Origin of the sequence: Ectobacillus panaciterrae DSM 19096, from assembly GCF_000430785.1 — a bacterium.
Lineage (GTDB): Bacteria > Bacillota > Bacilli > Bacillales > Bacillaceae_G > Ectobacillus > Ectobacillus panaciterrae.
This window is the reverse complement of record NZ_AUMR01000069.1, coordinates 1-25,181: the sequence shown is the minus strand read 5'-3', so window position 1 is coordinate 25,181 and position 25,181 is coordinate 1. Positions and strand designations below refer to the sequence as shown.

General features: G+C 39.9%; 22 protein-coding genes and 2 pseudogenes. 4 read left to right on the top strand and 20 right to left on the bottom strand.

Going from position 1 to position 25,181, the window contains the following annotated elements:
- From H540_RS32215 to H540_RS0116290, 8 genes and pseudogenes are all read right to left on the bottom strand, one after another.
- A pseudogene (locus H540_RS32215) lies at positions 1-184 on the bottom strand (IS4 family transposase); the annotation flags it as partial.
- A 369-nt stretch (positions 185-553) separates the two neighbouring features.
- Positions 554-2,074 (bottom strand): sodium:solute symporter family protein, encoded by a 1,521-nt coding sequence (locus H540_RS0116320; protein ID WP_028401567.1) that lies wholly within the window; start codon positions 2,072-2,074, stop codon positions 554-556.
- On the bottom strand, positions 2,071-2,268 hold the full coding sequence (locus tag H540_RS0116315; RefSeq protein ID WP_028401566.1) for a DUF3311 domain-containing protein: 198 nt from the start codon (positions 2,266-2,268) through the stop codon (positions 2,071-2,073). Before H540_RS0116315 ends, H540_RS0116320 begins: the two co-directional genes overlap by 4 nt.
- A 12-nt stretch (positions 2,269-2,280) precedes the next feature.
- Positions 2,281-3,468 (bottom strand): M20 family metallopeptidase, encoded by a 1,188-nt coding sequence (locus H540_RS0116310; RefSeq protein ID WP_425388131.1) that lies wholly within the window; start codon positions 3,466-3,468, stop codon positions 2,281-2,283.
- A 602-nt stretch (positions 3,469-4,070) separates the two neighbouring features.
- A complete protein-coding gene (locus H540_RS0116305) occupies positions 4,071-5,183 on the bottom strand; it encodes a GerAB/ArcD/ProY family transporter (protein ID WP_028401564.1) in 1,113 nt (370 codons plus the stop codon).
- A 98-nt stretch (positions 5,184-5,281) separates the two neighbouring features.
- The gene (locus H540_RS0116300) at positions 5,282-5,512 is read right to left on the bottom strand and encodes a hypothetical protein (protein ID WP_028401563.1); all 231 of its coding nucleotides are present in this window, start codon (positions 5,510-5,512) and stop codon (positions 5,282-5,284) included.
- 6 nt (positions 5,513-5,518) lie between these two features.
- Positions 5,519-6,733: a Ger(x)C family spore germination protein gene (locus tag H540_RS0116295; protein WP_028401562.1), complete on the bottom strand. Its 1,215-nt coding sequence runs from the start codon at positions 6,731-6,733 to the stop codon at positions 5,519-5,521.
- Positions 6,734-6,760: 27 nt separating this feature from the next.
- Positions 6,761-8,350 (bottom strand): spore germination protein, encoded by a 1,590-nt coding sequence (locus H540_RS0116290; RefSeq protein ID WP_028401561.1) that lies wholly within the window; start codon positions 8,348-8,350, stop codon positions 6,761-6,763.
- 331 nt (positions 8,351-8,681) lie between these two features.
- Between H540_RS0116290 and H540_RS35580 the strand changes: the two genes are divergently transcribed.
- Positions 8,682-8,774: an IS66 family transposase gene (locus H540_RS35580; protein ID WP_155891048.1), complete on the top strand. Its 93-nt coding sequence runs from the start codon at positions 8,682-8,684 to the stop codon at positions 8,772-8,774.
- Positions 8,775-8,999: 225 nt separating this feature from the next.
- Here the strand turns inward: H540_RS35580 and H540_RS0116285 are convergent, their stop codons facing one another.
- Positions 9,000-10,298 (bottom strand): hypothetical protein, encoded by a 1,299-nt coding sequence (locus H540_RS0116285; protein ID WP_028401560.1) that lies wholly within the window; start codon positions 10,296-10,298, stop codon positions 9,000-9,002.
- Between the two features lie 173 nt (positions 10,299-10,471).
- Entirely contained in the window at positions 10,472-10,816 is a 345-nt protein-coding gene (locus H540_RS32210) for a recombinase family protein (protein WP_281172519.1), read from the bottom strand.
- Between the two features lie 213 nt (positions 10,817-11,029).
- Here H540_RS32210 and H540_RS0116275 point away from each other — a divergent pair, with 213 nt between their 5' ends.
- The gene (locus H540_RS0116275) at positions 11,030-11,266 is read left to right on the top strand and encodes a DUF899 family protein (RefSeq protein WP_028401559.1); all 237 of its coding nucleotides are present in this window, start codon (positions 11,030-11,032) and stop codon (positions 11,264-11,266) included.
- Between the two features lie 114 nt (positions 11,267-11,380).
- Here the strand turns inward: H540_RS0116275 and H540_RS0116270 are convergent, their stop codons facing one another.
- The gene (locus tag H540_RS0116270; protein ID WP_028401558.1) at positions 11,381-11,797 is read right to left on the bottom strand and encodes a (R)-mandelonitrile lyase; all 417 of its coding nucleotides are present in this window, start codon (positions 11,795-11,797) and stop codon (positions 11,381-11,383) included.
- 197 nt (positions 11,798-11,994) lie between these two features.
- Positions 11,995-12,324 (bottom strand): carboxymuconolactone decarboxylase family protein, encoded by a 330-nt coding sequence (locus H540_RS0116265; protein WP_028401557.1) that lies wholly within the window; start codon positions 12,322-12,324, stop codon positions 11,995-11,997.
- Between the two features lie 210 nt (positions 12,325-12,534).
- On the opposite strand from H540_RS0116265, the gene H540_RS0116260 reads away from it, so the two are divergent.
- Positions 12,535-13,080, top strand: coding sequence for a TetR/AcrR family transcriptional regulator (locus H540_RS0116260; RefSeq protein ID WP_028401556.1), 546 nt, complete (start codon positions 12,535-12,537; stop codon positions 13,078-13,080).
- Between the two features lie 162 nt (positions 13,081-13,242).
- Here H540_RS0116260 and H540_RS0116255 read toward each other — a convergent pair.
- From H540_RS0116255 to H540_RS0116235, 5 genes and pseudogenes are all read right to left on the bottom strand, one after another.
- A pseudogene (locus tag H540_RS0116255) lies at positions 13,243-14,172 on the bottom strand (efflux RND transporter permease subunit).
- A gap of 181 nt (positions 14,173-14,353) precedes the next feature.
- Positions 14,354-15,820 carry an amino acid permease gene (locus H540_RS29950; RefSeq protein ID WP_051317143.1) on the bottom strand — a complete coding sequence of 489 codons (1,467 nt, stop codon included), beginning with the start codon at positions 15,818-15,820 and terminating at the stop codon, positions 14,354-14,356.
- Between the two features lie 378 nt (positions 15,821-16,198).
- Complete coding sequence (locus H540_RS0116245; protein ID WP_028401554.1) at positions 16,199-17,653, bottom strand: aldehyde dehydrogenase family protein; 1,455 nt, start codon at positions 17,651-17,653, stop codon at positions 16,199-16,201.
- Between the two features lie 56 nt (positions 17,654-17,709).
- Positions 17,710-18,750, bottom strand: a complete 1,041-nt coding sequence (locus tag H540_RS0116240) for a homoserine dehydrogenase (protein WP_028401553.1) — start codon at positions 18,748-18,750, stop codon at positions 17,710-17,712.
- Positions 18,751-18,781: 31 nt separating this feature from the next.
- Complete coding sequence (locus H540_RS0116235; RefSeq protein WP_028401552.1) at positions 18,782-20,005, bottom strand: cystathionine gamma-synthase family protein; 1,224 nt, start codon at positions 20,003-20,005, stop codon at positions 18,782-18,784.
- Positions 20,006-20,438: 433 nt separating this feature from the next.
- Here H540_RS0116235 and H540_RS0116230 point away from each other — a divergent pair, with 433 nt between their 5' ends.
- On the top strand, positions 20,439-21,119 hold the full coding sequence (locus H540_RS0116230) for a GntR family transcriptional regulator (protein WP_245592264.1): 681 nt from the start codon (positions 20,439-20,441) through the stop codon (positions 21,117-21,119).
- Positions 21,120-21,928: 809 nt separating this feature from the next.
- Here the strand turns inward: H540_RS0116230 and H540_RS0116220 are convergent.
- From H540_RS0116220 to H540_RS29945, 3 genes are all read right to left on the bottom strand, one after another.
- A complete protein-coding gene (locus tag H540_RS0116220; RefSeq protein ID WP_028401550.1) occupies positions 21,929-23,746 on the bottom strand; it encodes a DHA2 family efflux MFS transporter permease subunit in 1,818 nt (605 codons plus the stop codon).
- Positions 23,747-23,758: 12 nt separating this feature from the next.
- Positions 23,759-24,412, bottom strand: coding sequence for an HlyD family secretion protein (locus tag H540_RS0116215; protein ID WP_028401549.1), 654 nt, complete (start codon positions 24,410-24,412; stop codon positions 23,759-23,761).
- Between the two features lie 337 nt (positions 24,413-24,749).
- Positions 24,750-25,181, bottom strand: a 432-nt coding sequence (locus H540_RS29945; RefSeq protein WP_051317142.1) for a MarR family winged helix-turn-helix transcriptional regulator, incomplete at its 5' end; no start/stop codon positions are given.

The window sequence follows — 25,181 nt, the reverse complement described above, 5'->3', positions numbered from 1 at the left end:
GCGAGGTAGTAGCGATTTGTTGATTTAACCATACACACAAAGATAAAAAATGGTGTCCATAACACTTCCGTTTTCGTTTCATTCCGCCTGCTTCTATAGCTAATTGATTCAATGCAGCGGGAGACATATACCGATACAACTCTTCGGCAAATAAAGACAACTCTTGTTTTTGACGCATATTCATAAAAAGCACGTCACCCTTTCTCATTAACATAAGAGAATAGTAACGTGCTTTTAACTTTAAGAATAGCCTAAATGCTTAAGTTGATGGATGTGGGGCCAACCCACATTTTAACGAGAACATACGCTAAGCAATTTCGACACGGAAAAACGTTGATTTTACTATTCTAAGGGACTTATTTAGTCTCAAAAACGCAGGGATTTGAGACTTAAAATTCTAAAGCAACGAATAGCCAAAAAACAGCTTAAAATTTGTCTTAAAATTCATCTCGAAAACAAATTCTCAATTAAAATTAGCAACATTGAGTTTTGAGCTTCCTTAACGTATAAAAGCGTTAACATGTGCATGCTGCCCCGTAATATTTATATTGGGTTAGCTGTTAGATTCTTTTTGCATCAAAACCTTGTGCTCTACTGCTGTTGTCTCCAAAACATCGGTATCCTGATGAGCAGTAATGTTTTTTGTCATCAAGCTGACAACCACTAAGACGACGATATTAACAAATAAGGCGATAATTCCTTCATTCAAGTCTTTAATGGCTTGAGGAAGATAAGGAAACAGTTGACCAATTTTTATGTTCCCTAAGTCCATAACAGAGACTAACACTCCCCCTGTTATAATCCCGGCAAATGCTCCATGTTTGGTTACAAAGTTCCTTTTCATCAAACTGGAGAAAAAGGCAGGAGCGAGTTGTGTAATAAAATTATAAGCGATTATAGCGAGACTAAAGAGGGTATTTCCCCCTTTAAAGGTCAAGTAAATCCCTACGAGAGAAATACAGGGAACCAAGTATTTTACCAATTTTGCAATCTGCTTGTCCGTTGCTGATGGAGTGAATACGTGATACACATTTTTAGCAAGCAATGTTGAGATTGTCATCAATAGCAAGGAACTTGGTACTAAAGCGGCTAACACGCCGGTTCCACCAATTAGGCCCACAAACCATGGATCAAAATCCCTTTTAGAAAGCTGCAGCAAGATAAGATCGGCTTCGCTTCCTTTTAACCCTGGGACCTGTAAGATAGCTGCAAATCCGACAAAAAAGGCAAACAACAAAATCAATTGATACATCGGCATTAGGATTGCGTTTTTTCGTAAAGCCTTTTCGCTAGAGGCAGCGAAGATAGGAGAAAACCCGTGCGGCCACATATAAAATCCAATAGAACTTAAGACAACGGTCGATATATACCACGATACGCTCATTCCTTGTTCCGGAAGTACGGTGAAGTTCGGTTTTGCTTTTTCAATAGCCTCATACATAGGTTGAAGACCGCCATAATAATGCATAGGGAAATAAACTCCTAAAAATACGACAATGCCAAGAATTAGAATGTCCTTCAAAATGGATGTCCGGGCAGAACCGTGAATACCGGAAATCATCACAAAAATGGTTACACCAATTGCTCCGACCCAAATGGCGGCTGTAGAAGAGATGGCCCCATAGGATGTTACAGAAACGATATATCCTAATCCCTTCAATTGCAGAACTAAGTAGCAAGTACAAGCTACAACACCTATAATTGCAACAAGCACTCCAAGATAAGGGCTTTGATATTTTTTCACAAAAAAATCCGATTGGGAAACTAATTGGTGTTTCTTTGCATATCTCCAAATAGCAGGAAATGTCCAGTAGGATATTACCGTAGCCAGACAGCCGTATGTTACGATACTAAAGATGGAACCTCCATCCCCATAAGCCGAACCGCTTGCCCCCAAAAAGGTAAAGGTAGTATACATTTCACCTGCGGATAAGAGGAAAATGAATAGGGTTCCCATTCCGCGTCCTCCAACCGACCACTGTTCCAAGTTCATTTCTTTCCCTTTTTTGGCCCGAATACCAATCACAACAGAAATCACGAAAAAAAATAGGATGAAAAACACTGCAATATTCATCTTGAATCTCCCTCCCGATTAGCAGGATCTAGCATATATATAATCCCCATAATACCTGTAGTTAGAAAAGACCAGAGTACAATCCAAAAGTGAAAGAATGGCATGCCCAGAACATAAGGAGTCACTTTATTTGTAAACAAAGCTCCTACAACAAGGCCAAGAAACGGAATAATTCCAAGCCAATATATTTTCATGCTCTTATCCCCCTAATATGTTAGATTTAATATTTTAAAGGTCCCGTGAACGAATAACTTCACCCCATATTGTAAAGCCTGTTCATCGACAGTAAATTTGGGATGATGGTGAGGATAAATAATCCCTTTTTCTTCACTACCAGCCCCTATTTGAATATAAGATCCTGGAACTACTTTTTGATAGGCAGAGAAGTCTTCACTTCCCATAATCGGCTTGATAATTTCTCGACTTTCTTCACCAAATACCTCACAGACCGTTTCATCCATTAATCGTGTTACTTCTTCATCATTAATGGTCGGAGCATAACCGAACTGATAATCGAATTCATAAGTAGCTCCATGCGCTTCTGTAATCCCTTTTACTATGCGTTCGATAAAAGCTGGAACCTTTTCCCGCAGTTCCGGATTAAAGCTTCGAACGGACCCTCCAATGGTTACCCTGCTTGGAATAACATTAATTGCACTTCCCGCATGGAACTGAGTCACCGAAATCACAAGAGTTTCCTGAGCATCTCGATACCTCGAAACAATGTGCTGAAGATTTGTTACAATCTGAGTTCCAATTGCAATGGGGTCAATGGTTAGGTCGGGCTGTGAGGCGTGCCCTCCTTTACCCACAACGGTAATTTTAAACGTATCAGCTCCAGCCATCATCGGACCGGAACTCAAACCAATTTTCCCTACAGGAAGGGCCGAAATGAGATGGGTACCGATGATCATATCCACTCCATCAAGCACACCGGCTTTCACCAGCTCTTGGGCGCCGCCGGGCGGTAGTTCCTCAGCATGTTGAAATAAAAAGCGCACCTCCCCTTTAATTTGATCCTTTAACTGTGTAAGAATCTTTGCTGCACCAAGCAGCATCGCCGTATGCCCGTCATGTCCGCAAGCATGCATCACGCCTGAATTCTGTGATACAAAGTCAAAATCATTCTCTTCTTCAATTGGAAGCGCATCCATATCTGCCCGCAGTGCAATAACCTTCCCAGGCTGCTGACCAATCAAACGAGCCATAACACTCGTTTTTGTCGGACGTGAAATTTCCAAATCACCAAAAGTTTGTAGCGTTTCATAAACAAATTGTGCTGTTTTTTCCTCCTGAAAAGACAGCTCCGGATACTTATGAAAATATCTTCGCCATCCAATCACTTCATCTTTAACAGCCTCGATTAAATCCTGAGTCATTGTCATTTGAGACATCCATTACAACCCCTTTTTCATTCAACTTACATAACAATTCTTAATTTAGGATACTTTAAGGAAAAAATTCCTTAAATGGAGTATAATATTTCGCGAGTTGAATTTCAATATATTTTGAAAATTATAAATAAAAACTTGTCTGGTTACTAAATTCAATGATAAAAGTTTTCCTTTTAATCCTTTATATGGATTTAAAGGAAAGTTTAATCACTTGTAATAAATTGCAGCGTTTATAAAAAAGATTGATCAAAATATAGTCCGTGTTTTTATAAGAACGTTGATAAATCAACGTTCTTAGCATATTTTTACAAAGTGACAGAAATCTAAAATTTAAAATTTTATTGAGTGACTAAGAAACTGGAACGATCACCCTATAGGGGTTCTGCCGCGTATCCCTATTAGATCAAGAAAGTAGACACAGATTTTCCTCTCATCTCCAAGGCAAAATAAAAAAGTCACTCTAAAAGAGTAGCTTCTCTGAACATACTTTATTTAACTTTGAACTCCATCTTGACCTGTTGACTTAAGTTCTTACCGCTTGCGCTTTTTGCATCTTTCTTGATAGTAATATAATCAGATCATCCTCACTTCGGATTTGAAAATCAGGATGAACCCACTTTTTTTTCCCTTTTTTTCTGAAACATTCCTACACAAAGCAGGATGAAAGGTAAAAAAACCCCTATTATTAACCAAGAGAGGATCGAAGTCTCTCTATCCCAAGTGTGTTGATAACTGACATTTGGATAAATGCCAAGGGAAAAAACTACGGAAATCATCCCTAAAGGGAACGTTAAAGGACGATAATCTTTTATATGTAAGATTTGAGCAATACCTAAGGCAGTAGCATAGAAATAAAGGACCATTTTAAAATAGATAGAGATAAACCACATTATGGCTAACATTGCTTCAACCCGTTGAATAAAATGGCCGATATTAATTTTTCGTGCTAGCGCATAGCTTGGATAGTGTTGTCTTGCTGTCGTATCAGCCCCAAGCACGGCTACGCTTAGAAAGGTAATGACAATCATGACAACCCCGCCGATGAAATACCCGACCAAGAAAGATTTCCCCGCAGTTTTTGATTGATTCACAAAAGCAGGAAAAATCATTAACAACACAACGCAAGTGAATGAAGAAGTCTCTGAAACGTTAAGGGCCGCCTTCAGAAGTGCCTTGGGGTTTGTCCCAAAAACAGGCTGAAGGTTTTCAACCTTAATTTCTGGAAAAACGGCTAACACTAAAATGATAAAAAGGAGAAAAACAAAGAATAGAAATATTTCGGCGGTACGGGAGAAGGTCTCGATCCCAAGACGCACACCTATCACCATAATGATCGCCATTACAATATGAATCGCTTCGACCGGTGTATCTGGGAGGAGTTGTATGGTCACAAAACTCCCTGAGTAGAACAAAAGGGCAGATGCAGCGATCCATGCCAGGTAAACGAAACCAAGAGAGATCATTTTGCCGGTCCACTTTCCAAACAGCGTTTCATTCATCTCGACAAACGTTTTGCCGGGAAGCAGCAGCCCTAGCTTGACGTATAACCAGATGACAAGCAGCCCGACACCAACACCTATGATCGCCGCAATCCAAGCATCTTGTTTCGCCTCAGCAGCTAGTACTGTCGGAATGTTTAAAATTGACGTGCCGATCGTAAATAAAATCACCAGGATTCGAAATTGGCGAGCCGATATTTTCTCGTTATCCAGCATCTTCTTCCCAACCTCCTTTATCTCGTTCTAACGCTTGGTTCAGCTAACAATCTGTAGAGAATGAAGCAAACTTGGCGAATGAAATTTCCCCTTCATTTCTACAAAAACCCGTAAAAAAGCTTGCTAAGCGGCTTTAAAATGATCGTAAGCCCCTTCATCGGACTGGGTATATGAACGTTTAACACCTTTGCGATACCAAGGCCCGTGCCCACAAGGAGAAAAATTCCAAACGTCCAGAGTTCCTTTCGGTCCTCTTTTTTTAAAAGATTACGAATTTCGATTATGGCAATACCAATAGCTACAATTAAGATTCCCACTACGCCTATCATGTTCTATTACTCCTTCGTTTCCTTCAGGAAGGAATCCCCAACGGAACCGGTATGACGTAATTTTACATCCACTTGAACATTGACAGGTAATTCGACAAACGTCTGACTCCAGTTTTTCTTCATTTTTTCCCAATAAGCTGGCTCGGAGCGTTGAATCACCTCACCAAATCCAAAGATATCGGCTTTATATTTTTTCTGCCCTTTTTGGAGGGCTTCATGGACCATTTTTTTTATCTTTTGTTCTGCTGCTTTTTCCAATTGATCGATCGATTCAGGTTTCGATAAATCAAGTTTTGCACATTGCACTTCCCCGATATTTCCTTCCACGAAGAGATTTGCTTGGATTTGAGGGTTTCCACGTTTCAAGCTTCCTTTTAGATCGCTTTTTGTTCGGAATATCTCAATGGCAAGCTCTTTTCCTTTTTTCTCTTTCGAACAAGGAACATGATCAATGGTATTTTTGACGTTGCCCATAAGGTAATTAAATCCTTTACTTTCCCTCTCGTTTAACCAGCCCACCATTCGATCTTCTTTAAAGGCAGCGATTCCCATGTACGTTAAATGGATCTCAGGCTTGAGTTGTTGAACGTGCTTCATCTTTGCACCCCTATCATCTTTCTTTCCGATGCGCTTTATCCCGCTTATAGTAGGCTCTATACCTTTGCTTGTGATTTTCGATATCAGCTCATCTAATACTACCGTTTTGGTCGGGGCCCATGCTTTCTCTGATGTTTCCAGGGAAGCAAATAGTTTATTCGCCGGGATTTTTTCCGAGGCCGTTAACACACTTAGTATCTCTTCTGCTTTTGTCTCTTTGGCTACCACAATGTAAAAATCGGTACGAAATTGGTTTTCTCGGGATAGATAGTCCAACACCTCACCGATTCCCTCTTCGGCTAGATCCTGACCGATCACAAGCATCTTCAGATGAGCTATATAAATTTTCCTTGAGGACTCGGTGGTGATTTTACGTGTTGCTTCAAAGATCGTATCAGCCTTTTGTTGATAGGTAGTTATAGGAGATCTACCGCCTCCCCCCTGTTGTGCGGCAATTTCCCCGGGATTAACGACTTGATAAGTGACCACATAATGGTCTTCCTCTTTATCAATGCCCATTCCAACCGCGATACCCAATTCATTCAATTCCTTGCGACTCCAACAACCAGTCAAGCAGCCAAATAACACAATAATGATTACTATCATGATGCTCTTTCGTTCCATATAATTAATTCCTTTCTCTTTGGCTACCTACTCTTCTGAAAGGGGGTCAGGCTTTGGTGGTGGCGTCTTTTCCCGCTCGACATTCTGTTGGCTAATCAGACGAGGACGGGTGAACATCGCCCACTTCGGCACACGAAATACTGCATCTTTTTGATCCGATGGAATAAAAGGTGCAAACGGTACCATATAAGGAACGCCAAATGAGCGTAAGCTGCACAAATGGAGCGTCAGTACAGTCATACCAGCCGAAATACCGAACAATCCAAAAGAAGCCGCTAATCCCATCAAAGGGAAGCGCAACAGCCGGATGGACGTGGCCATACTATAATTAGGCAACACAAAGCTGGAAATCGCTGTAATCGCTACGACAATGACCATCGCTGCCGATACAATGCCTGCATCTACAGCCGCTGTTCCAAGGACGAGTGCCCCGACAATAGAGACTGCTTGCCCAACAGCTCGGGGCATCCGGACGCCGGCTTCCCGTAAAATCTCAAACGTCACTTCCATCACAATCGCCTCAATAAAGGCGGGAAATGGAACGCCTTCCCGTTGCGCCGCCAAACTGATCAGGAGCGGAGTTGGAATCATCTCCTGATGAAATGTAGTCACGGCAATATATAAAGATGGGGCCAACAGTGTTAAAAAGAAAGCCATATACCGGAGTAACCGAATTAGTGTAGAGATATCACTACGATTTGAATAATCTTCAGGGCTCTGGAAAAATTGCACGAAAGACGCAGGAGTTATTAACACAAAAGGGGTTCCATCCAAAAGAATAGCGACACGTCCTTCTAGAATTTGCGCTGCCACTACATCCGGGCGTTCCGTTGTATAAACTGTCGGAAACGGGGTAAACGTTTTATCTTGAATCAGCTCTTCGATCATGCCGCTTTCCAATACTGAATCCGTATCAATTCGATCGAGACGACTCTTCACTTCTCCTACGATCTTTTCATTGGCGATACCTTTTAGATACATAATCGCCAACTGTGTTTTCGTCACTTTTCCGATCTTTTTGGATTCTAACCAAAGATTTCTATCGTTAATTTTCCGGCGCACCAGGGCGGTATTCACCCGCAAATTCTCAGAAAACCCTTCCCTTGGCCCCCTTACGACAGACTCTGCCTCTGGTTCTGTTACCCCGCGCTCCTTCCACTTTTTAGTCCCCAACGACAAACATGCGGAAGAGCCGTTGATTAAAAGAATAGCATTTCCAGATAAGAGATCATCGTATAGTTGATTCCAATCGCTCACTTCTTGAATCTCTCCTACGGTCAATATAACCTCCTGTATCGTATGTAAAACATCTTGTTGGCCGGAAAGCTCTTGTTCTAACGCTGTCCCTTGAATATCCAGCATAAGCGATTCCATAATAAAATTATGAATGGCATCCGTATCTGTTAAGCCATCAGTGTATAAAACCGCCGCTTGGATGTGTCCTTGCCTGCCGATCCGAAACTCCCGTGTGACAATGTCTGAACTTTTTCCGAGCGTCTCATGGATGTAAGCGAGGTTTTCTTTCAAGTTGATTTTTAATTGATTTTCTTGTTGACTAGTTTTTTGTTTTGTTGTTTTAGAAGAGAGGCGTTTCATATCAGTCTTGAAAAATCCCATCGTACCCCCTCTTTCTTCGTGTAAAATGAAACCGTATACCTGTTCAGCATTCCTGTTATTTTTTCTCTCCTATTGTTTCATCATGATTAATTACCTTAGCTTATTTTTCTGTGAAATCGTGCGTTTATACATCAATTAGATTCGCTCTGTTTATAAAGCTATTGAATGGCCAGCTGCTAGTATGACCTCTAGTCGATCATCTTTATCATTGGTTCTGGTGCAAAAAGATCAGACAGACAAACCATTATGAATATCATCTACTCTATGGGAAATTTTTATTCGGAACAAAAAACCCCGAATTTTCATGGTATAAAAACCAAAAGCGTTCAGGATGCGGTGCTCGCATTCTTACTGCAACCCTGACCTGCCGTTTGACAACAACCAAGCGGAACGAGACATACGCTCGATTAAAACCCAGCGGTAAGGACTTTGTTTTGTTATGCAAACTCATCCAATGATACCTAGCCTTCTATGAAGTTCGTGTTCCTCGGATCAAAGATTTGCCGCCCGCTTCCTTCAGATTCCACGTCACCGTGGACACCCTTGCGTTGAGCTAACCGCTACTACTGCCTTCGTGGCTCGGGACTTTCACCCTAGAGGCTGCGCCCATGCTGGGCGCACATAAATAAGCACCCAAAATCATGGGTGCTTATAACAATCGATAAATTTTACTTGGCCTGCCACGATTGGCATAGGCCTCTTGGCCGACGCATTGTGCCAAATCAACTTCGCACATATCCGCAACAATACGCCGTACATTGCGCTCTGTCATCTCAAGATGTGTCGCTAAGTCCTTTGTTGTAAAATCGCGCCATCCCATTTTTTGTATGAGGGCCGATATTTTTTTATACGTTTTTACACTGATATTCCCTTTTTTTAACTTTTCAATAAGGATTTCATTTTGGGTACGGCTGGTATATTGCAGTTCTTTCTTTTTGCCTGGTGATTCGACAATCTTGCCATCATCTTGAACAATCACAATTTCGCGCTTCTTCATTTCCTTTGAATGTTGAATAGCACGAAAAGCATTGATTTCCGCCGAATAGGCAGTCTCGCCAAAGCCAACTCCAACAGCAACGGTTGTATCTGCTTCAAAAGCCAATTTTTGAATGGTATCCTCGAGCGTAATAATTTCTCGTTCAATTGCGCCGCGAGAACTAAAAATCATGTATCTTCCGTTTCCTTTCTCTGAAAAGGAACCATTTATTTTTTCACCAAGTTGAATTAGCATTTCTTTTAGCCGGAGCTCCAAGTACTGTAAATGATAAGGAGTTTTCATCTCCTCTGCCACTCTGTTAAAATATTCAACCTCAATGATTTCGACTCCGATTTGTGTGTCTTTAAAGTAGGCAGTCTTTACTTTTTCAGAAAGAATCCGAAGCGTTTGCCGTATTTCCATCTTACTCATCGACATTCGGTAGGCTGGAACTCCGTTTTCCCTTAAAGCTTCACACACGGATGGAAAACAAGATAAAGCGCCTTCTGTCTTTCCCTTATTCCATAAGTTTAAGTGAAAATGCAACAATTCATTCATATCAACATCTGACTCAAACACTTTCGTATAAACCTTTGGGGGTTTTACATTCAACTGTGGCAAAGCTTCTTCGCTAACATTGTTTGAGGACATAGTATCAACACTTAGCTGCTCAATCATTTTTCCTTGTTCATAGATCATCTCTAAAAAGGCCTTATAAAAACCTGATTCCGTAGCAGGAACATGGACCATTATTTTATCTGCACCTAGCGTTTTTTTTGCAATTTCATAGGGAATTGGACCAGAAAACAGCCATGCATGTACGTGGGAATTATGTTCCTTGACAATTTTCTCTGTCTCTTCGGTTTTTACATAGGGAAAAGAGATGAATTCCAACTCATGTTTATATTCTTCTGCTAAGTCTAAAATCTGTTCTATAGAAATTTTTAGACCGACTAATCCGATTTTATACATCATGTATTCGACTTCCTTTATCATCTGTGATATATTCACTGTTCTTTGTAGAATATCCTAGTAATTCCTTCTCATCAACCATCTTTAGTTTATACTTACCTTTTACTTCTTTTGTTCACGTAACCAATTATAAATGGTCGGAACAGAACTCCCCGTACCTTCTGCAATCTCTTTTAGCGTGCACTTTTACTTTCATACATGGTCAATACTTGCTTGCGGACCTTCTCACTTTTTCTGGGCCTACCCCCTTTGCGTCCTCTGGCTCTTGCCGCCTCTAACCCATTCAACACACGTTCTCGAATAATATCACACTCAAATTCTGCAAACGCCGCAAACATTTTAAACATTGCTTTCCCAGCTGGCGTTGTTGTATCTATTTTATCAAAAACACTACTAAACTCTATATTATGCTGTTCAAGATACTCTGTAATTTCAATTAACTTTTTTGTAGAACGAGCTAACCTATCTAACTTATATACGACAAATTGATTAGGGTAATACCAGCAACAATTTGTAATAATCTACCGTATTGAAACTATTCCATTAGATAGTAGGTCTTTTGGAGCCACAGTGGGAGTAAAACCATCGGCATGGAGGGAATGAGCTGCTTGGAGAATGTTTTAAAAATTATGTAGAGAAGAAGCATGCTGGTATAGATAAACAAAATAACTGAATTTTCGAAGAAGATGGTTGGAGTAAAATGAGTATTAACATACACAGGAGGGATTACCATGGAGAAACACAAAGTCGTAGAAAGAGAAGGCGTCAGCGTATTCTATAAGGATGAACAAGGGAACGTGTTCCATACGTATTCGTCCTACGCTCGAGGGATTGATATGTTGAATGCAGCCTATCAGTTTCTTGACTTGGTTCCTAAGGGACGGCAAGCTGATTTTGCCGCCGTGCGGCAAATTTCTGTATTCAATAAATCCTTGCTCACTTTCCAGGGTAACTTCATTAATACGTAAGAAAAGCTGAATGACAAGTCACCCTGCGAGTCATCCAGCTTTTTCTCAGAAACGAATATCCTTATGCGGGTATTACCGATAAAATCGTTTTGGAACCGCAAGATAAAATTCATGTTATTTTAAATTGTTATATTCTTCATCCGTTACGGGTTCCAACCATTCGACGATTCCCTTTTGGACATTCGTACTTATCGCGATATGTGTAAACCAGCTATCTGGTGTAGCACCATGCCAATGTTTCACATCCGGATCGATCTTTACTACATCCCCTTCATGAAGCACCTGTACCGGTTTGCCTTCTTCCTGATAATATCCTTTGCCGCGGGTAACAAGCAGAATCTGGCCACCTGGATGCGTATGCCAATTATTTCTTGCGCCTGGTTCAAACGTTACATTACCTATCGGGCAATTAAAAGTGCTGTCATTAGAAACCAGCATTTCAAGCCATGTTGCCCCTATAAAATAGTCATTCGTAATTTTTTCACCTTTCGGGAAGATTACACTTTCACTTGAATTATTTGATTTATTCATATTTTATTCTCCTCGTATCATAAATTTAGTTCCTACTCCACGTTTCCGCCTTTCCTCGAGCCGGCGGACAGCACCAATACTACTTTATCCATAAAAATAATCCTCTAATCTCCAGCTCCTAAAGGACTAAAAGTAACAAAAAGTCTTAAACATTGAAAAAATGCATACCTTTTGGACGACTTTTGCAAATTTTATTTTTACTTTTCTTTCGAAAACAATTCTTTTGCAACCATAATGGCAGACATCGCTTTTGGCCAACCAGCATAAAAAGCAAGGTGGGTAATTACTTCGATAAGTTCTTGTTCAGAAATACCGTTTTCTTTTGCCTTATTTAAATGAAATCCCAGTTGTTCTGTATTTCCACTAGTAATTAAGTTCGCTACTGTAATTAAGCTGCGGTCACGCGGAGCAAGCTCCTTACGCTCCCATACATCTCCAAATAAAACATCATCGGTTAACTCTACAACTTTTGGTGCAAAATCTCCGATCATTTTCTGTGCAGCAGTAAGTTCTTTTGAATTTGACATTTTATATCACTTCTTTCATTTTAATTTACTTTGATTCAGCTAAATTTGACGCCCGTAAAAAAATAAATATTGATACATTAATGAGCATCTGTCTATAATTATAAACAGAAACAGGATGCTTACAATTGTTAAATGAACACAATTTGTTTATTAGTGAACAAATCAATTAAAATTGTTAATTATCTTTAAGAAAGTTTGGTGACCCTCACAATGTCTAAAGTGGATAGAAGAATACTCAAATCTCAAGAAGCGATAAAAAAAGCTGTGATTGAACTGATGTCTGAAAAAAATTTTGATGACATTACCATACAGGATATTTCCGACAGGGCAAATGTTAGCCGAGGAACCATCTATCTTCATTACCTGGATAAATTTGATCTACTGGATAAGCTCATTGAAGAACATATTAACGAAATGCGGGAATTGTGCGAATCGGCAGCTGAAATGGATTTTATAGATGCGAATCTGATCTGGTTCGAATACCTTGAAAGTCATTATTTATTCTTTTCGACGATGTTAGTGAGTAAAGGAGCCCCTTCTTTCCGTAGTCAGTTCCTTGCGTTTCTCATCGAAGAATTCAAGGATGAAGTGGATATAACAGAAGGAAAAAATCACGGATTAAATGAAGATATTATTCTTCAATTTATTGCGACGTCTTACGTAGGGCTCGTGGAATGGTGGATCACGAATGGAATGCCTTATCCACCTCATATCATGGCAGAACAAACGGGGATTTTGTTAGAGAGAAATCTATAATTAGAACCGATTGTTTTGTGGTACTTTGCTTATATGAACTCAACGATTCAGTTTTATATTGAAGCTAACTAGGTATGTGTCGGAACTCTAAAAATAGGGAGACTAATCAAGCTGCTCTGCACGAATGCAAGCATGAATGATTTAGTCTCCCTAGAGTTTTAGTTATCTCAAATCATCATCTGTCAGGCGCTTTCTGAACTTACCAACTAATGAGTAAAGTACAGGTATAAAAATTAGTGTTAATAATGTGGAAGTGGTTAGCCCACCAATAACAGTGATTGCTAAGCCTTTTGAAATTAAGCCAGATGACGATTTTGACACCGCCAGCGGAATCAGTGCGAAAATAGTTGCCAAAGCTGTCATCAAGATTGGACGTAGCCGTACCTATGATGCTTCAATGATGGACTCATGCAATTCCAATCCTTGTTTTCGGTTTGTTTCTACGCGGTCCAGTAAAACGATGGCATTTGCAACCACTACACCGATGAGCATGAGCATCCCGATCATCGCACTCATCGAAAGCGGCTGATTGCTGATTAACAACCCGCCAAGTGACCCAATCGGAACGAATAAAAGTGATGACAGGATGACAACTGGTGTTAAGACACCTGAGAAGGTTATGGCCAATACAAGGAATACAAGGCCCACTGCGGCAACCATTGCAACCCCGATGCTGGTCAGGCCATCAGAAATCATTTTAAAGCCTCCGCCATACGAAACGTTAACACCCTTTGGCAATGACAAGGAGTTAATATCTTTTTTAACAGCTTCTGTTACTTTTGTAGTATTGTTCCCTTTAATGAGCGCAGAAACCTTGACAAGCTGTTTGCCATTATCATGATACAAGGTGGTCGGAACCTTCACTTCTTCAATTGTTGCTATATCGCTAACCTTTTTTATTCCCTTTGACGTCTGCAGCTCAATCTTCTCAAGGTCTGCCTTGGAAGAAATCTTTTTATCATAACTGATTTCTACAGCTTGCTCCGTCCCATTTAATTTATACGTACCAACCGTTTGTGCTGATACATACTCGCGAAGCGAACTCATCAACTGCGTATGGGTAACTCCTGCCTCGTCTCCGGCGGAATTAATGACAAGCTTCCATTATCGTATACATTGTATAGTCATGTTTTTTATGAAACGCAGCAATTTTCTCTTTTACCTGGTTTACAACTTCTGCTGTATTGGCATCCTGTGCCTTCGTTACAGAAAGGAGATAGCTTTCTTTTCCATTGTAACGAGTAATAGTATCAGTATGTCCGAGCTTTAGAGATTAATTGCAATTGTTTTGAGGTTTTTGCACCAGAACCATATTCTCTATGTACTGATCGAGTTCATCATGAGAATCTATTTGATGCTTCTTTCCACGATTTTTCATATAGTAGAAAAAATAGCATAAAGCAATGAATGGTACTCCGCTATACAGGGCAATTCGTTGGCTTGGATCGAAAGCAAGACCTACACAAGAAGCGAAACATAAAACAAAAGCAGCGATGGGCACGAAAGGATAAAGTGGTGTACGAAATTTCAAATTTCTAATATTCCCACCCACTTCAAGAAATCGCTTACGAAACATATACTGCGATAAAGCAATTCCCATCCATACTATAACCACTGCAAATCCTGATATAGCCACAAGCACTACATAAACTGTATCAGGTGCAACTACACTAGAGAATAATGACAAGCAGGCTACTGCCATACTCACAATTAAAGCATTAAGCGGCACTCCTTTTGACGTTACCTTTCCTAAGAGAGGGCTTATTGTTTTTTCGTTTGAAAGAGACCATAACATACGGGTAGATGCATAGAGACCGGAATTGGCTACTGACAGTAAAGCTGTAAGAATAACAAAGTTCATAATATCAGCAGCATAAGGAATCCCTATATTATCAAAAACCATAACGAACGGACTTTCAATGACTCCCGCTTTTTTCCAAGAGATTAATCCAGATAATACAAATATAGCACCAATAAAGAAAAAAACTGTTCGCCAAATTACGTTTCTAATAGATCGCGGAATGTCTTTTTCCGGATTTTCACTTTCTCCAGCGGTAATACCAATGAGTTCTGTTCCTGAAAAGGCAAAGTTCACGGAAATCATAGCCATAAAAACTGGAAGCAGCCCATTAGGAAAAAGACCTCCTTCACCGGTAAAATTAGAAAGCATCGGGGCAGATGCATTACCGTTCATAGGAATGAAGCCAAACATCGCAGCTCCCCCCAATACGATAAATAAAATAATGGTGATTACTTTAATGCCGGCAAACCAAAATTCTGTTTCAGCAAAAAATTTCACTGAAAAGGCGTTTAGTAGAAAAAGTGTAATCGCAAAGATGAAACTCCATATCCAAACGGAAGTTTCAGGGAACCATCTCTTCATCAATAGACCGGATGCGGTAAATTCCGAACCTACCGTAACCACCCAGGTAAGCCAGTACATCACACCAATGGTGAATCCGGTAGCAGGACCGATATACTTTGTAGCATACGTTTGAAATGAACCGGTTATCGGCATAGCTACAGTTAATTCACCAAGGCATAGCATGACAAGATACATAATCAGTGCGCCAACCAAATAAGCGAGAATCGTTCCCCCCGGTCCAGCTTGATTAATCGTATAGCCTGTGCTTAGAAAAAGACCCGTTCCAATTACCCCACCTAGCGAAATCATGAACAAATGTCTGCTTTTCATGGAACGCTTTAACTGATTTTGATCGGTATTATTTACGTCTAGCATCCAGTCTCCTCCTTTTTGTATAAGTAATACGGCCTTCCTAGTAAAATCTTTTCTATTTACTCTTTATAAGGTATCCATCATCTGGTCATTACCGATGACCTGGAACGCTACCTGGTTAATCATCTCCGCCATAACCGGGTTGACTGGCATATAGGAAATCTTTTTCAATTCGATATGACATCTACTGTCTCCTAAGATTTACACTTAGTTACCTACGATTATATTAAGTAACTCACTCATTGCTATATGCTTCTTGGAGTAGATAATAACATATAACAATTGGGCATTTTTACAGAATAATCAGACTATTATCCATGAAGATCGACCTATACAGGTCGATTCTTATAAAGCTATCATTATCACCATTAAATTGTCTTATTATCTTTTAGATGACATTTTAAAGCAAACAACCTTTGGTTCAGTCATCTCTTGAAGTGCAAACTTAATTCCTTCACGACCTAATCCAGAACCTTTCACCCCTCCAAAAGGCATAGCATCTATACGATAATCAGAGCTATCATTTACCATAACCCCCCCTACATCCAGTTTACGTATAGCTCCCAACGCCTTATCTAAATCACGAGTGAATATACCTGCTTGCAGGCCGAAATCTACATTGTTAGATTGGAAAATAGCCGTATCGAGATCGGGAACGCTGTAAATGGTAACAACCGGTCCGAAAACTTCTTCAGTTGCCAGCTTACAATCCGCTGGTACATTCTCTAAAACAGTTGGGTAATAAAAAGAGCCTTCACGTTTACCACCACACAGCAATTTTGCGCCTTTCTCAACAGCTTCATTAACCCAACTCTCAACCCGCTTTGCTTCCTTCTCTGAAATCATAGGACCCATGTCGGTTTCCTCTGATAATTTATTACCTACTCGATACTGTTGCGTACGGCTAATAAAGCTTCCAATAAAGTCCTGATAAATCTCTTCTTGAACATATATTCTTTGCACTCCGAGGCAATTTTGACCCGCGGTCCAAAAAGCGCCGGAAACAGTCGATTCAACCGCTTCTTTTAAATCAGCATCTTCCAGTATGATAACCGGTGAGTTTGAGCCCAGCTCCATACTCATCTTTTTCAAACCTGCCTTTTGCATAATTGCTTGGCCAGTGGCAAGTCCCCCTGTAAAAGAAATCATTCGTACGGCTGGATGGGTAATTAGACTCTCCCCCATATCACTTGGATAACCCGTAATGACGGACAATACTTTAGGCGGCAAACCTGCTCTTTCAAAGGCTTCTGCCAATAAAAGAGCGCTTAACGGTGTTGCTGGTGCTGGTTTTACGATAATGGCATTTCCTGCAGCAATAGCAGGCCCCACTTTATGCGCAACAAGATTTAACGGATCATTGAAAGGCGTTATAGCCACAATAATTCCAATAGGAAAACGATAATAATATCCAATGCGGTTTTCGCTTCCGGGCATCTGGTCAAACGAAATGGTTTCACCATTAATTCGTCTTGCTTCTTCTGCGCTAATTCGCAGTGTTTCTATACAACGTTCTACTTCTTTTCTCGCCTCTTTAATTGTCTTACTTCCTTCACGAGCAATGGTCGTTGCATATTTTTCCTTATGCTCATAAATCCAGTCGGCAGCACGATTTAGAATAGCAATTCTTTCGTGTGTTGGCATGTCCGCGGCAATTTTTGCTCCCTTTTTTGCCTCCTCGATAGTATGAAGTACATCCTCCTCATTAGCGGCAGGAACTGTTGCGATTAAACTATGATCTTGCGGATCTAAGACTTCAATTTTTTTGGCACGGGATACCCACTTTCCAGCAAGAAACATCTTATTTTTCTTTGGTAGCGTTTCGATAAAAGTCATTGATAATCACCTCATATGAGTAATTTTCCATTTTGTAACTTGAATAGTGCACAAGATTACAATTGACCACGACTAATATTGATTAAATCAATAAGAATAGAAAATCCCGTTTCTTTGCGGCCAGCTCCAGCACCAATAAGGGTAATCGGACCGGCTAAATCACAATTATAAGTAATAGCGTTTTGTGCTCCCAAAACTCCAGCTAGAGGATCTGTAAGCGGTATAGCTTCAGGACCTACCTTTGCGATTACTTTATCACCATCTTTTATGCATTTAGCAATTAGTTTCCACCTTTTCCCTTCAGATTTTGCCCATTGAATGTCTTGTTTTGTAAGATGACTAATTCCTTCGCATTCTACTTCTTCTCGTTCCATCGGAATATTCATTACAATATTAGCAAGAATGGTAGCTTTATACTGAGCATCATACCCCTCGACATCGCTAGTAGGATCTGCCTCTGCATAACCCAGAGTTTGTGCCTCAGCCAATGCTTCCTTATAGCTCAAGCCTTCTTCCATTTTGGTTAGAATATAATTAGTCGTTCCATTTAAAATCCCACGTATTTCAGAAATATTATTTCCTACCAACGAAACAATGGGCATTCTTAATGCAGGTGTTCCACTCATCACTGTTCCTTCAAAGCCCCAGCGAACATTATTCTTTTTGGCTAACTCCGCTAGCTCTTGGTAAGCTAAAGAAACGGGACCTTTATTACTCATTACTACGTTTTTTCTGCTTTCAAATGCTGCCTTACAATGATCGATAGCAGGTTGTCCGGTTTTTACATCTGTGAAAGTAATCTCTACAACGGTGTCCGCATTACTCTTACGTATTGTCTGAAAGCTATCCCATCTTCTTACCAAACCAGAGGTTTCAGGGTAACTATCTAGCGTTCCCGTTTCCTTTACAGCTTGTAATGCTTGAGAAATGTCCAAACCTTCAGGATGGTAAAGAGAACCCTTCATGACATCGGAAATAGCAACAATTTTAGCATCAAAGCCAAGCCCGCTACGTAACAATTCACCTTTTTCTTCTAAAATTTCTGCCAACCCTTGACCAACTACACCAAATCCAAGCAACGCAATTTTATGTGCCATACCTTAATGCCTCTCCCCTTATTAATATTTTTTATTTGGAGCTCCTGGTAACTGGTAGTTGTGACTCCAAATATGCAAAGGCTTGTTCTAAATCAGAAATAAGATCTTCCGTATCTTCAATTCCTACTGAGATACGAACCAAACCCTCCGGAATACCAAGCGCTTTACGTTCTTCGAGGGTACATTCGACATGACTAGTCGTTCTTGCAGGTCCGTATATAGTTTCAACAGCCCCAAGGTTTCCAGCTTTGTTTGCATATTGTAGTTTTGGCAATAAAATTTTTATGGCTTCCATTTCATCTTTCAATACAAAACTTAATACTCCGCCGAACCCCCTCATTTGTTTCTTTGCAATATCGTGATGTGGATGTGTTTCTAATCCAGGATAATAAACCGCTTCTACAAGCTTTTGCTTTTGCAAATACTTTGCGATTTCCATTGCACTCTTTTCTTGCTGCCGCACACGAAGTTTTAACGTTTTCATCCCTCTTAAAATAAGATAGGCTGACCACGGATCCATCGTCGCTCCATTGATTTCGCGATAATGATAGACTTTTTGCATCAGCTCTTTGGATCCGCACACCACACCGCCTAACGCATCGGCATGCCCGCTTAAGAACTTAGTGGCGCTATGAATTACAATGTCAACTCCTAATTGAAGCGGATTCTGATTAATAGGAGTAGCAAAGGTACTGTCTACAATAACCAATGCACCCACAGATTTTCCAGCTCTCGCCATTCTCTCAATATCAGTAATTTTCATGGTAGGATTGGTAGGAGACTCCAAATATAAAACCTTACACCCTTTGGCCACTTCAGCTTCAATTTCTTCATGATTTCCTGTGTTGCATAACGTCACATCTATATCGAGATTCGGCAAGAATTCAGTAAAGATTTTATTGGTTCCCCCATATGTATCTTTAACTGATATAACCCGGTCCCCTGGTCTTAAAAATGTATGCAGTGTGCTGCTAATGGCTGCCATTCCTGATGAGAAACCAATAGCTGCCTCGGCTCCTTCAAGGATTCTTACTTTTTCTTCTAAAGCTTGAATAGTTGGGTTCGTCATACGATTGTAAATATATCCAGGTCTATTTCCCATAGCAACTTCATGCCACTCATCTACGTCATCGTAATTGTAGGCTACACTAAGCACCACTGGAACTTGAGTTGCATTGTAAGCAAGTGATTCTTTTTCTCCCGCCCATACAGCTTTTGTACCATCTTTTACAGCTTTAAATTTTTGCTCACTCATATATCTCTCACCTCTAAATTTTTATAACTTTACTAACTATATCCTTTTGTTATCCAATTCCAACCAGATATATAATATATTGTATATTGTATATTTTTTATTAAAAACTCCCCCCCTTTGTCTTATATTTGTTACCACTTCTCCTTTTATTTGCTTAATTTTTCTGACCTTAAGTTGATTGGTAAGAATAAGTAGTACATCAGCATGAGTTAATTCCATTAAATATACAATATATTTTATTTTGTATATTGTATATTGTACAGAATAATCAGAAAAATTATTTGTACTACGAATTATACAATGGCCTTATCGCTTTTTCAATGTGTGATTACTCTAATTTTGAAAATATTTTCAAATTGAAATTATCTATATAAATGATTTATAATTTCGACGAAATGTAAGAACTTCTGCTTTTATATTATATATTGTATAATTGATAATATTATCTTTTAACTTAGGGGGAAGAACTATCAAAAACAGATACCACTCACTAAAAGATCATGTATACGATTATATAGCAAAAAGAATTCAGAATGGAACATTGCTTCCTAACCATAAGATAAATGAAGCAGCACTATGTGAGAAATTAGAAGTAAGCAGAACTCCTGTAAGGGAAGCTTTAATACAACTAGCTTCAGAAAATTTACTTGAATACCTTCCCCGAAAGGGATTTATCGTTAAAGAGCTTGATACCAAGAAGAAGCTTGATGTTTTTCAAATTGTTGGTGTATTGGATGCCCTAGCCGCCTCATTATCTGTAGAACATATCACAGAAGATGATATTGAACTAATGGAAAAGTGGGCTAAGCAAATTGACCTTTCAATTTCACAAAAAAACTATTCAGACTATCAAAAATACCAAAACCAATTCCATAAAGTATATATTGATAAATGTAATAACAATACGTTAATTGAACTCCTTGATTCTTTACAAAACAGTTTTGTTAGACAGATTTATTTAAGTAAAGATGAAGAAAAGCTTTTCGCTGTATTAGAGCAAATGAATGAAGATCATAAACAAATTATCAATTACTTAAAACAAAGAGACAGAGAGAATTTAGAGCGACTTATTAAAAATGAGCATTGGAAAATAACTCATGTAGATATGATATAGGAGGTTCTGGTGCAAAAATCATTTGATAGGAAATAAACCTATATTACCTGTTAGTAGAGGAAGAAACGGCAGAAAAAAATCCTATGCTTATCTTTAATATTCCATACGTTCCAGGCGAAATTGAAATTACGGATACGGAAGGAAATAAGTATCAGGAGATTCATGATTAAAAACGAAAAGCACTAAACTTTTAATGAGTTCGGTGCTTTATTTATTTTCATGGTTGATTCCATGCAGCGAGAGACAGATAAAGACTCCCTTGCTGAAAATATCACTACATCCCCACCAAAGAAAAAGTGCCCCGATTGGGACACTCATTCTTTAACCATCGAAGTCGATTTCTAAAATTACATATCCAGAGTGTACAAGACGACGACATTCTTGGCAAGAATCTGCGATAGCACTACCTACAAGTACAAAGTTGTCATTCTGTGGCGGTGAACAAGCTGGTAATAGGCCATCAAATTCTAGGCAAACGACGTGTAGTGGTATATCAGTTCTTATTCTACCATTTTTGTTGACTTTGGCGTAAAAGCAACATTGAACAAGTATAGCAATCACCTCCGTTCTATTCTATCTTCTATTAGTAGATGTAATAGAAGATAGAATAGAAACGGTAAAATAACTATGAAAACAAGAAATGAAGAAACAGTTATAGTTACTTCTTTATAATCCAATCGCTATTGAATTTTCTATAAATCACTTGAGACATGACTTTTTGGCTGATATTTTACACGTAATGAAAAAGCCATGTTCCTGTGGAAGGAACATGGCAATAAACAAAGAGATACAGTGTCTAATCCGATTTTCTACTTTTTTACATGTTTTTTAGGAGAATGCAAGAAAAGCGATAAAACAAATGAGAGTCCAGATAAAATCGTTGCAGCCCAGAATGCATCATTAATCCCAGCCACAGTGGAGAGCTTCATTACCTGCCCATACAGCAGGGCTGTTTCGAGGGTCGTTCCTGTCTGCGCCGAAACATGCGCCAGTGAGGCTAAACCTTGCCCTACCTGTGTAAAGTTTGTATGCAGCACTGGATTCGCTGCGGTCACTTCATTTGCGTAATCAGCTGCATGGAATGCGGATTGCCGTGTCATCACGGTAACCAAAATGGCTGTTCCAATCGAACCCGCTACCGAACGCAGTGTGTTTTGTGCCGCAGTTCCATCTGCAATTTGGTTCATCGGCAAAACGTTCATCCCAGCAGTCAGCATGGGCATCATAATGAATGCCATCCCAAAGGAACGTAAAGTGTACATAGCCATAATATACGCATAGGATGTATCCATCGAAAGGTGTGTATATTCATATGTGCTGTATGTGATGATAAGTAATCCGAAGATTGCTAAAGGACGGATTCCGTATCGATCGAACAGCCTTCCCGCGAATGGTCCCAGGAGTCCCATGAGCAATGATCCAGGAAGCAGCAGCAACCCCGATTCAATTGCTGTAAATCCGCGAATGTTTTGTAAATAGACTGGAAGCAACAGCATTCCGCCATACATGGTCATCGTAATCAGAATGTTAATCAACATGGTAAACGAGAAAGCAGGAATTTTAAAAATCGTCAAATCCAGCAGCTTTGTCTCTGATTTTAATTCCCACATAACAAAGCATATTAGTCCGATCGTACCGATAACCAGCATGCTTACGACCTCAGCACTGCCCCAGCCTTTGGCACCGGCCTCACTAAAGCCGTACAATAGAGTGCCCAAACCGATTGTGGAGGCCACCGCGCCGATTACGTCAAATTTCGGTTTCGATAGCGACTGTTCGATTGTAAAGAAACGTAGTGCTACAAAAAAGATGATCAAACCGAGAGCAAACATACCGTAAAACATGATATTCCACGTATAATTTTGCACGAGCCAGCCTGCAATCGTAGGTCCAACCGCTGGAGCCAAAATAAGCGCGACACCGAGCAAGCCCATAGCCATGCCTCGTTTGGCAGGGGGAAAGAGCATCATGAAAATATTCATACCAATCGGCATTAAAATGCCGGCACCTACCGCTTGAATGACACGCCCTGTCATCATAATCGGGAAGTTGGTTGCCACTGCGCAAACGATGGAACCAACTGTAAAAAACATCATTGCAGCCAAAAAGAGCTTTCGATACGTAAACGTCTGCACCAAATAAACACTAATTGGAACCAAAATCCCGTTCACAAGCATAAATCCAGTGGACAGCCATTGGCCAGTGGTTGTAGACATATTAAACTCAGTTATTAGTTCTGGTAGTACAATATTAATAACGGTTTGGTTTAAAATCGAGACAAACATGCCAATGATAAGGATGGTTAACATAACACCTGCATTCATAGCAGGCTGTTCTGCTTCTGCTGGCGCAGACGCTCGTGTTTGCTTTTTCTGCTCAGGCATTGAAACTGGCTTTTCTACTTCTTCAATCATTGTGGTGGCTGCGCTTTGCAACACCTGCACGGAAGAATCATCATCCTGAGGTAATGTTATTTCCTCCCGCTGATTTACTATTTCTTCAACAGATTCATGCTCTGCTATCAGTTCTGTCTCATGATCATTCCTTTTACGACGAATCATCATGTTAATAACAGCAAATACAATGACACAAAAAACAGCATATGCAGCAATTATTGTTGAGGACATACAACCTCCCCCTTACTTATGAATACGGACTGACACATTCATCCCAGGCTCGATATTCACAGATTTTGTATGATCTAAAGCAATTTTCACTGGAATCACTTGCGCAACCTTCGTATAGTTTGCTGTCGTACTTCCAGATGGAAGTAGGGAGAATGTATTCGCTGTTGTTAAGCCAACTTGCTCTACTGTCCCTGTTAATGTTGTATTTGGAAACGCATCTACGTACACGTCTACATCCTGACCTTTTTTCACATCATCAATGTCTGTTTCTTTAATATTTGCTGTTACATACATGTTGTTCATGTCATATGCGTAAGCCAATGGAGAACCTGCACCAATAAACGTATTTTCTGTTGCGCTGGATTGAACAATAGTTGACTTTGCCGGAACCGTAATATCAATCTGCTGCGTAGTTGTACCATTGCTTGTTAAAACAGAGCCTACTTTATCGCCCGCATTGTATGCATTCCCTGTTGATGCTGTCCATTCCACAAGCTTTCCTGATGCTGGGGATGCGACTGGAATGGCTTTTCCATCAATCTTGGCATTGTCTGTTGTTAAATAGTTTTGTGCTTGGTTGTAGTAATAGTAGCCCAAGAATCCCCCTCCAACTAATACAAGCAAAGTGACAATGTTGACTACGATAAGTCTTCGAAACTGATTCATTCATCCTCTTCCTTTCTATCCTCTTTGATTTATATTGTGAAAACAGTCTATCTCTCGCAGAAACATTACAATTGTCCCTATAAGATTTGAAATGTAAAGACTGTTAAGACACCTTTACCTTTTTGATCAAGCGTCCTTTTATGAAGTTACATCGTAACTCCAATTGACCGGCATATATAAAAGTCGGCCTAACGGCTCCTTTTGCTTTGGGATTCATGGTGAAAACAATGATAAAACTATCCAGTTAAAAATGAATTATGTAGTACGGGACCGAACTATCTGGCTATACGGACGCATGAACGCCTTGTTCATAGCATTCCGTACCTAGTAAATCAAATCATGTAGGGAAAACGTTATGATCTTTTGCATAATGTAAGCCACTCTTGATTTTCTCCAGTAGATCCATCAAAAGCAACTGTTCCTCTTTGGTCGTCTTCGAGAAAACGTTTGTAATATAGGTACCATAAAGGGGAGTCAATGTGTTCACGACTTGCCTTCCTTTTTCTGTTACATGAATTGCTGTTTTTCTCCGATCCTCGGGCATGCTCTTTCTAATGAATTCATCCTTTTCAAGCCCATCCAGCAAACCCGTTATGGTGGAACGAGTAACTCCTGCATAATCAGCTAACTCTGAAGGATTAAGAGGACGCTCATGATTCAACAAAGATAATAAGATTTTATACTTTCGATCGGATAGTCCGAAGTACGATAGCTTGGAAGTCAGTTCATGTTCTACTTCATGTGTGACTCGGATTAACTGAATCAATAC

Bases quoted from the DNA above. Each gene is read 5' to 3' on its own strand.
- H540_RS0116320 (WP_028401567.1), bottom strand. From the start codon at position 2,074: ATGAATATTGCAGTGTTTTTCATCCTATTTTTTTTCGTGATTTCTGTT.
- H540_RS0116315 (WP_028401566.1), bottom strand. From the start codon at position 2,268: ATGAAAATATATTGGCTTGGAATTATTCCGTTTCTTGGCCTTGTTGTA.
- H540_RS0116310 (WP_425388131.1), bottom strand. From the start codon at position 3,468: ATGTCTCAAATGACAATGACTCAGGATTTAATCGAGGCTGTTAAAGAT.
- H540_RS0116305 (WP_028401564.1), bottom strand. From the start codon at position 5,183: ATGCTGGATAACGAGAAAATATCGGCTCGCCAATTTCGAATCCTGGTG.
- H540_RS0116300 (WP_028401563.1), bottom strand. From the start codon at position 5,512: ATGATAGGCGTAGTGGGAATCTTAATTGTAGCTATTGGTATTGCCATA.
- H540_RS0116295 (WP_028401562.1), bottom strand. From the start codon at position 6,733: ATGGAACGAAAGAGCATCATGATAGTAATCATTATTGTGTTATTTGGC.
- H540_RS0116290 (WP_028401561.1), bottom strand. From the start codon at position 8,350: ATGGGATTTTTCAAGACTGATATGAAACGCCTCTCTTCTAAAACAACA.
- H540_RS35580 (WP_155891048.1), top strand. From the start codon at position 8,682: ATGCGGTGCTCGCATTCTTACTGCAACCCTGACCTGCCGTTTGACAAC.
- H540_RS0116285 (WP_028401560.1), bottom strand. From the start codon at position 10,298: ATGTATAAAATCGGATTAGTCGGTCTAAAAATTTCTATAGAACAGATT.
- H540_RS0116275 (WP_028401559.1), top strand. From the start codon at position 11,030: ATGGAGAAACACAAAGTCGTAGAAAGAGAAGGCGTCAGCGTATTCTAT.
- H540_RS0116270 (WP_028401558.1), bottom strand. From the start codon at position 11,797: ATGAATAAATCAAATAATTCAAGTGAAAGTGTAATCTTCCCGAAAGGT.
- H540_RS0116265 (WP_028401557.1), bottom strand. From the start codon at position 12,324: ATGTCAAATTCAAAAGAACTTACTGCTGCACAGAAAATGATCGGAGAT.
- H540_RS0116260 (WP_028401556.1), top strand. From the start codon at position 12,535: ATGTCTAAAGTGGATAGAAGAATACTCAAATCTCAAGAAGCGATAAAA.
- H540_RS29950 (WP_051317143.1), bottom strand. From the start codon at position 15,820: ATGCTAGACGTAAATAATACCGATCAAAATCAGTTAAAGCGTTCCATG.
- H540_RS0116245 (WP_028401554.1), bottom strand. From the start codon at position 17,653: ATGACTTTTATCGAAACGCTACCAAAGAAAAATAAGATGTTTCTTGCT.
- H540_RS0116240 (WP_028401553.1), bottom strand. From the start codon at position 18,750: ATGGCACATAAAATTGCGTTGCTTGGATTTGGTGTAGTTGGTCAAGGG.
- H540_RS0116235 (WP_028401552.1), bottom strand. From the start codon at position 20,005: ATGAGTGAGCAAAAATTTAAAGCTGTAAAAGATGGTACAAAAGCTGTA.
- H540_RS0116220 (WP_028401550.1), bottom strand. From the start codon at position 23,746: ATGTCCTCAACAATAATTGCTGCATATGCTGTTTTTTGTGTCATTGTA.
- H540_RS0116215 (WP_028401549.1), bottom strand. From the start codon at position 24,412: ATGAATCAGTTTCGAAGACTTATCGTAGTCAACATTGTCACTTTGCTT.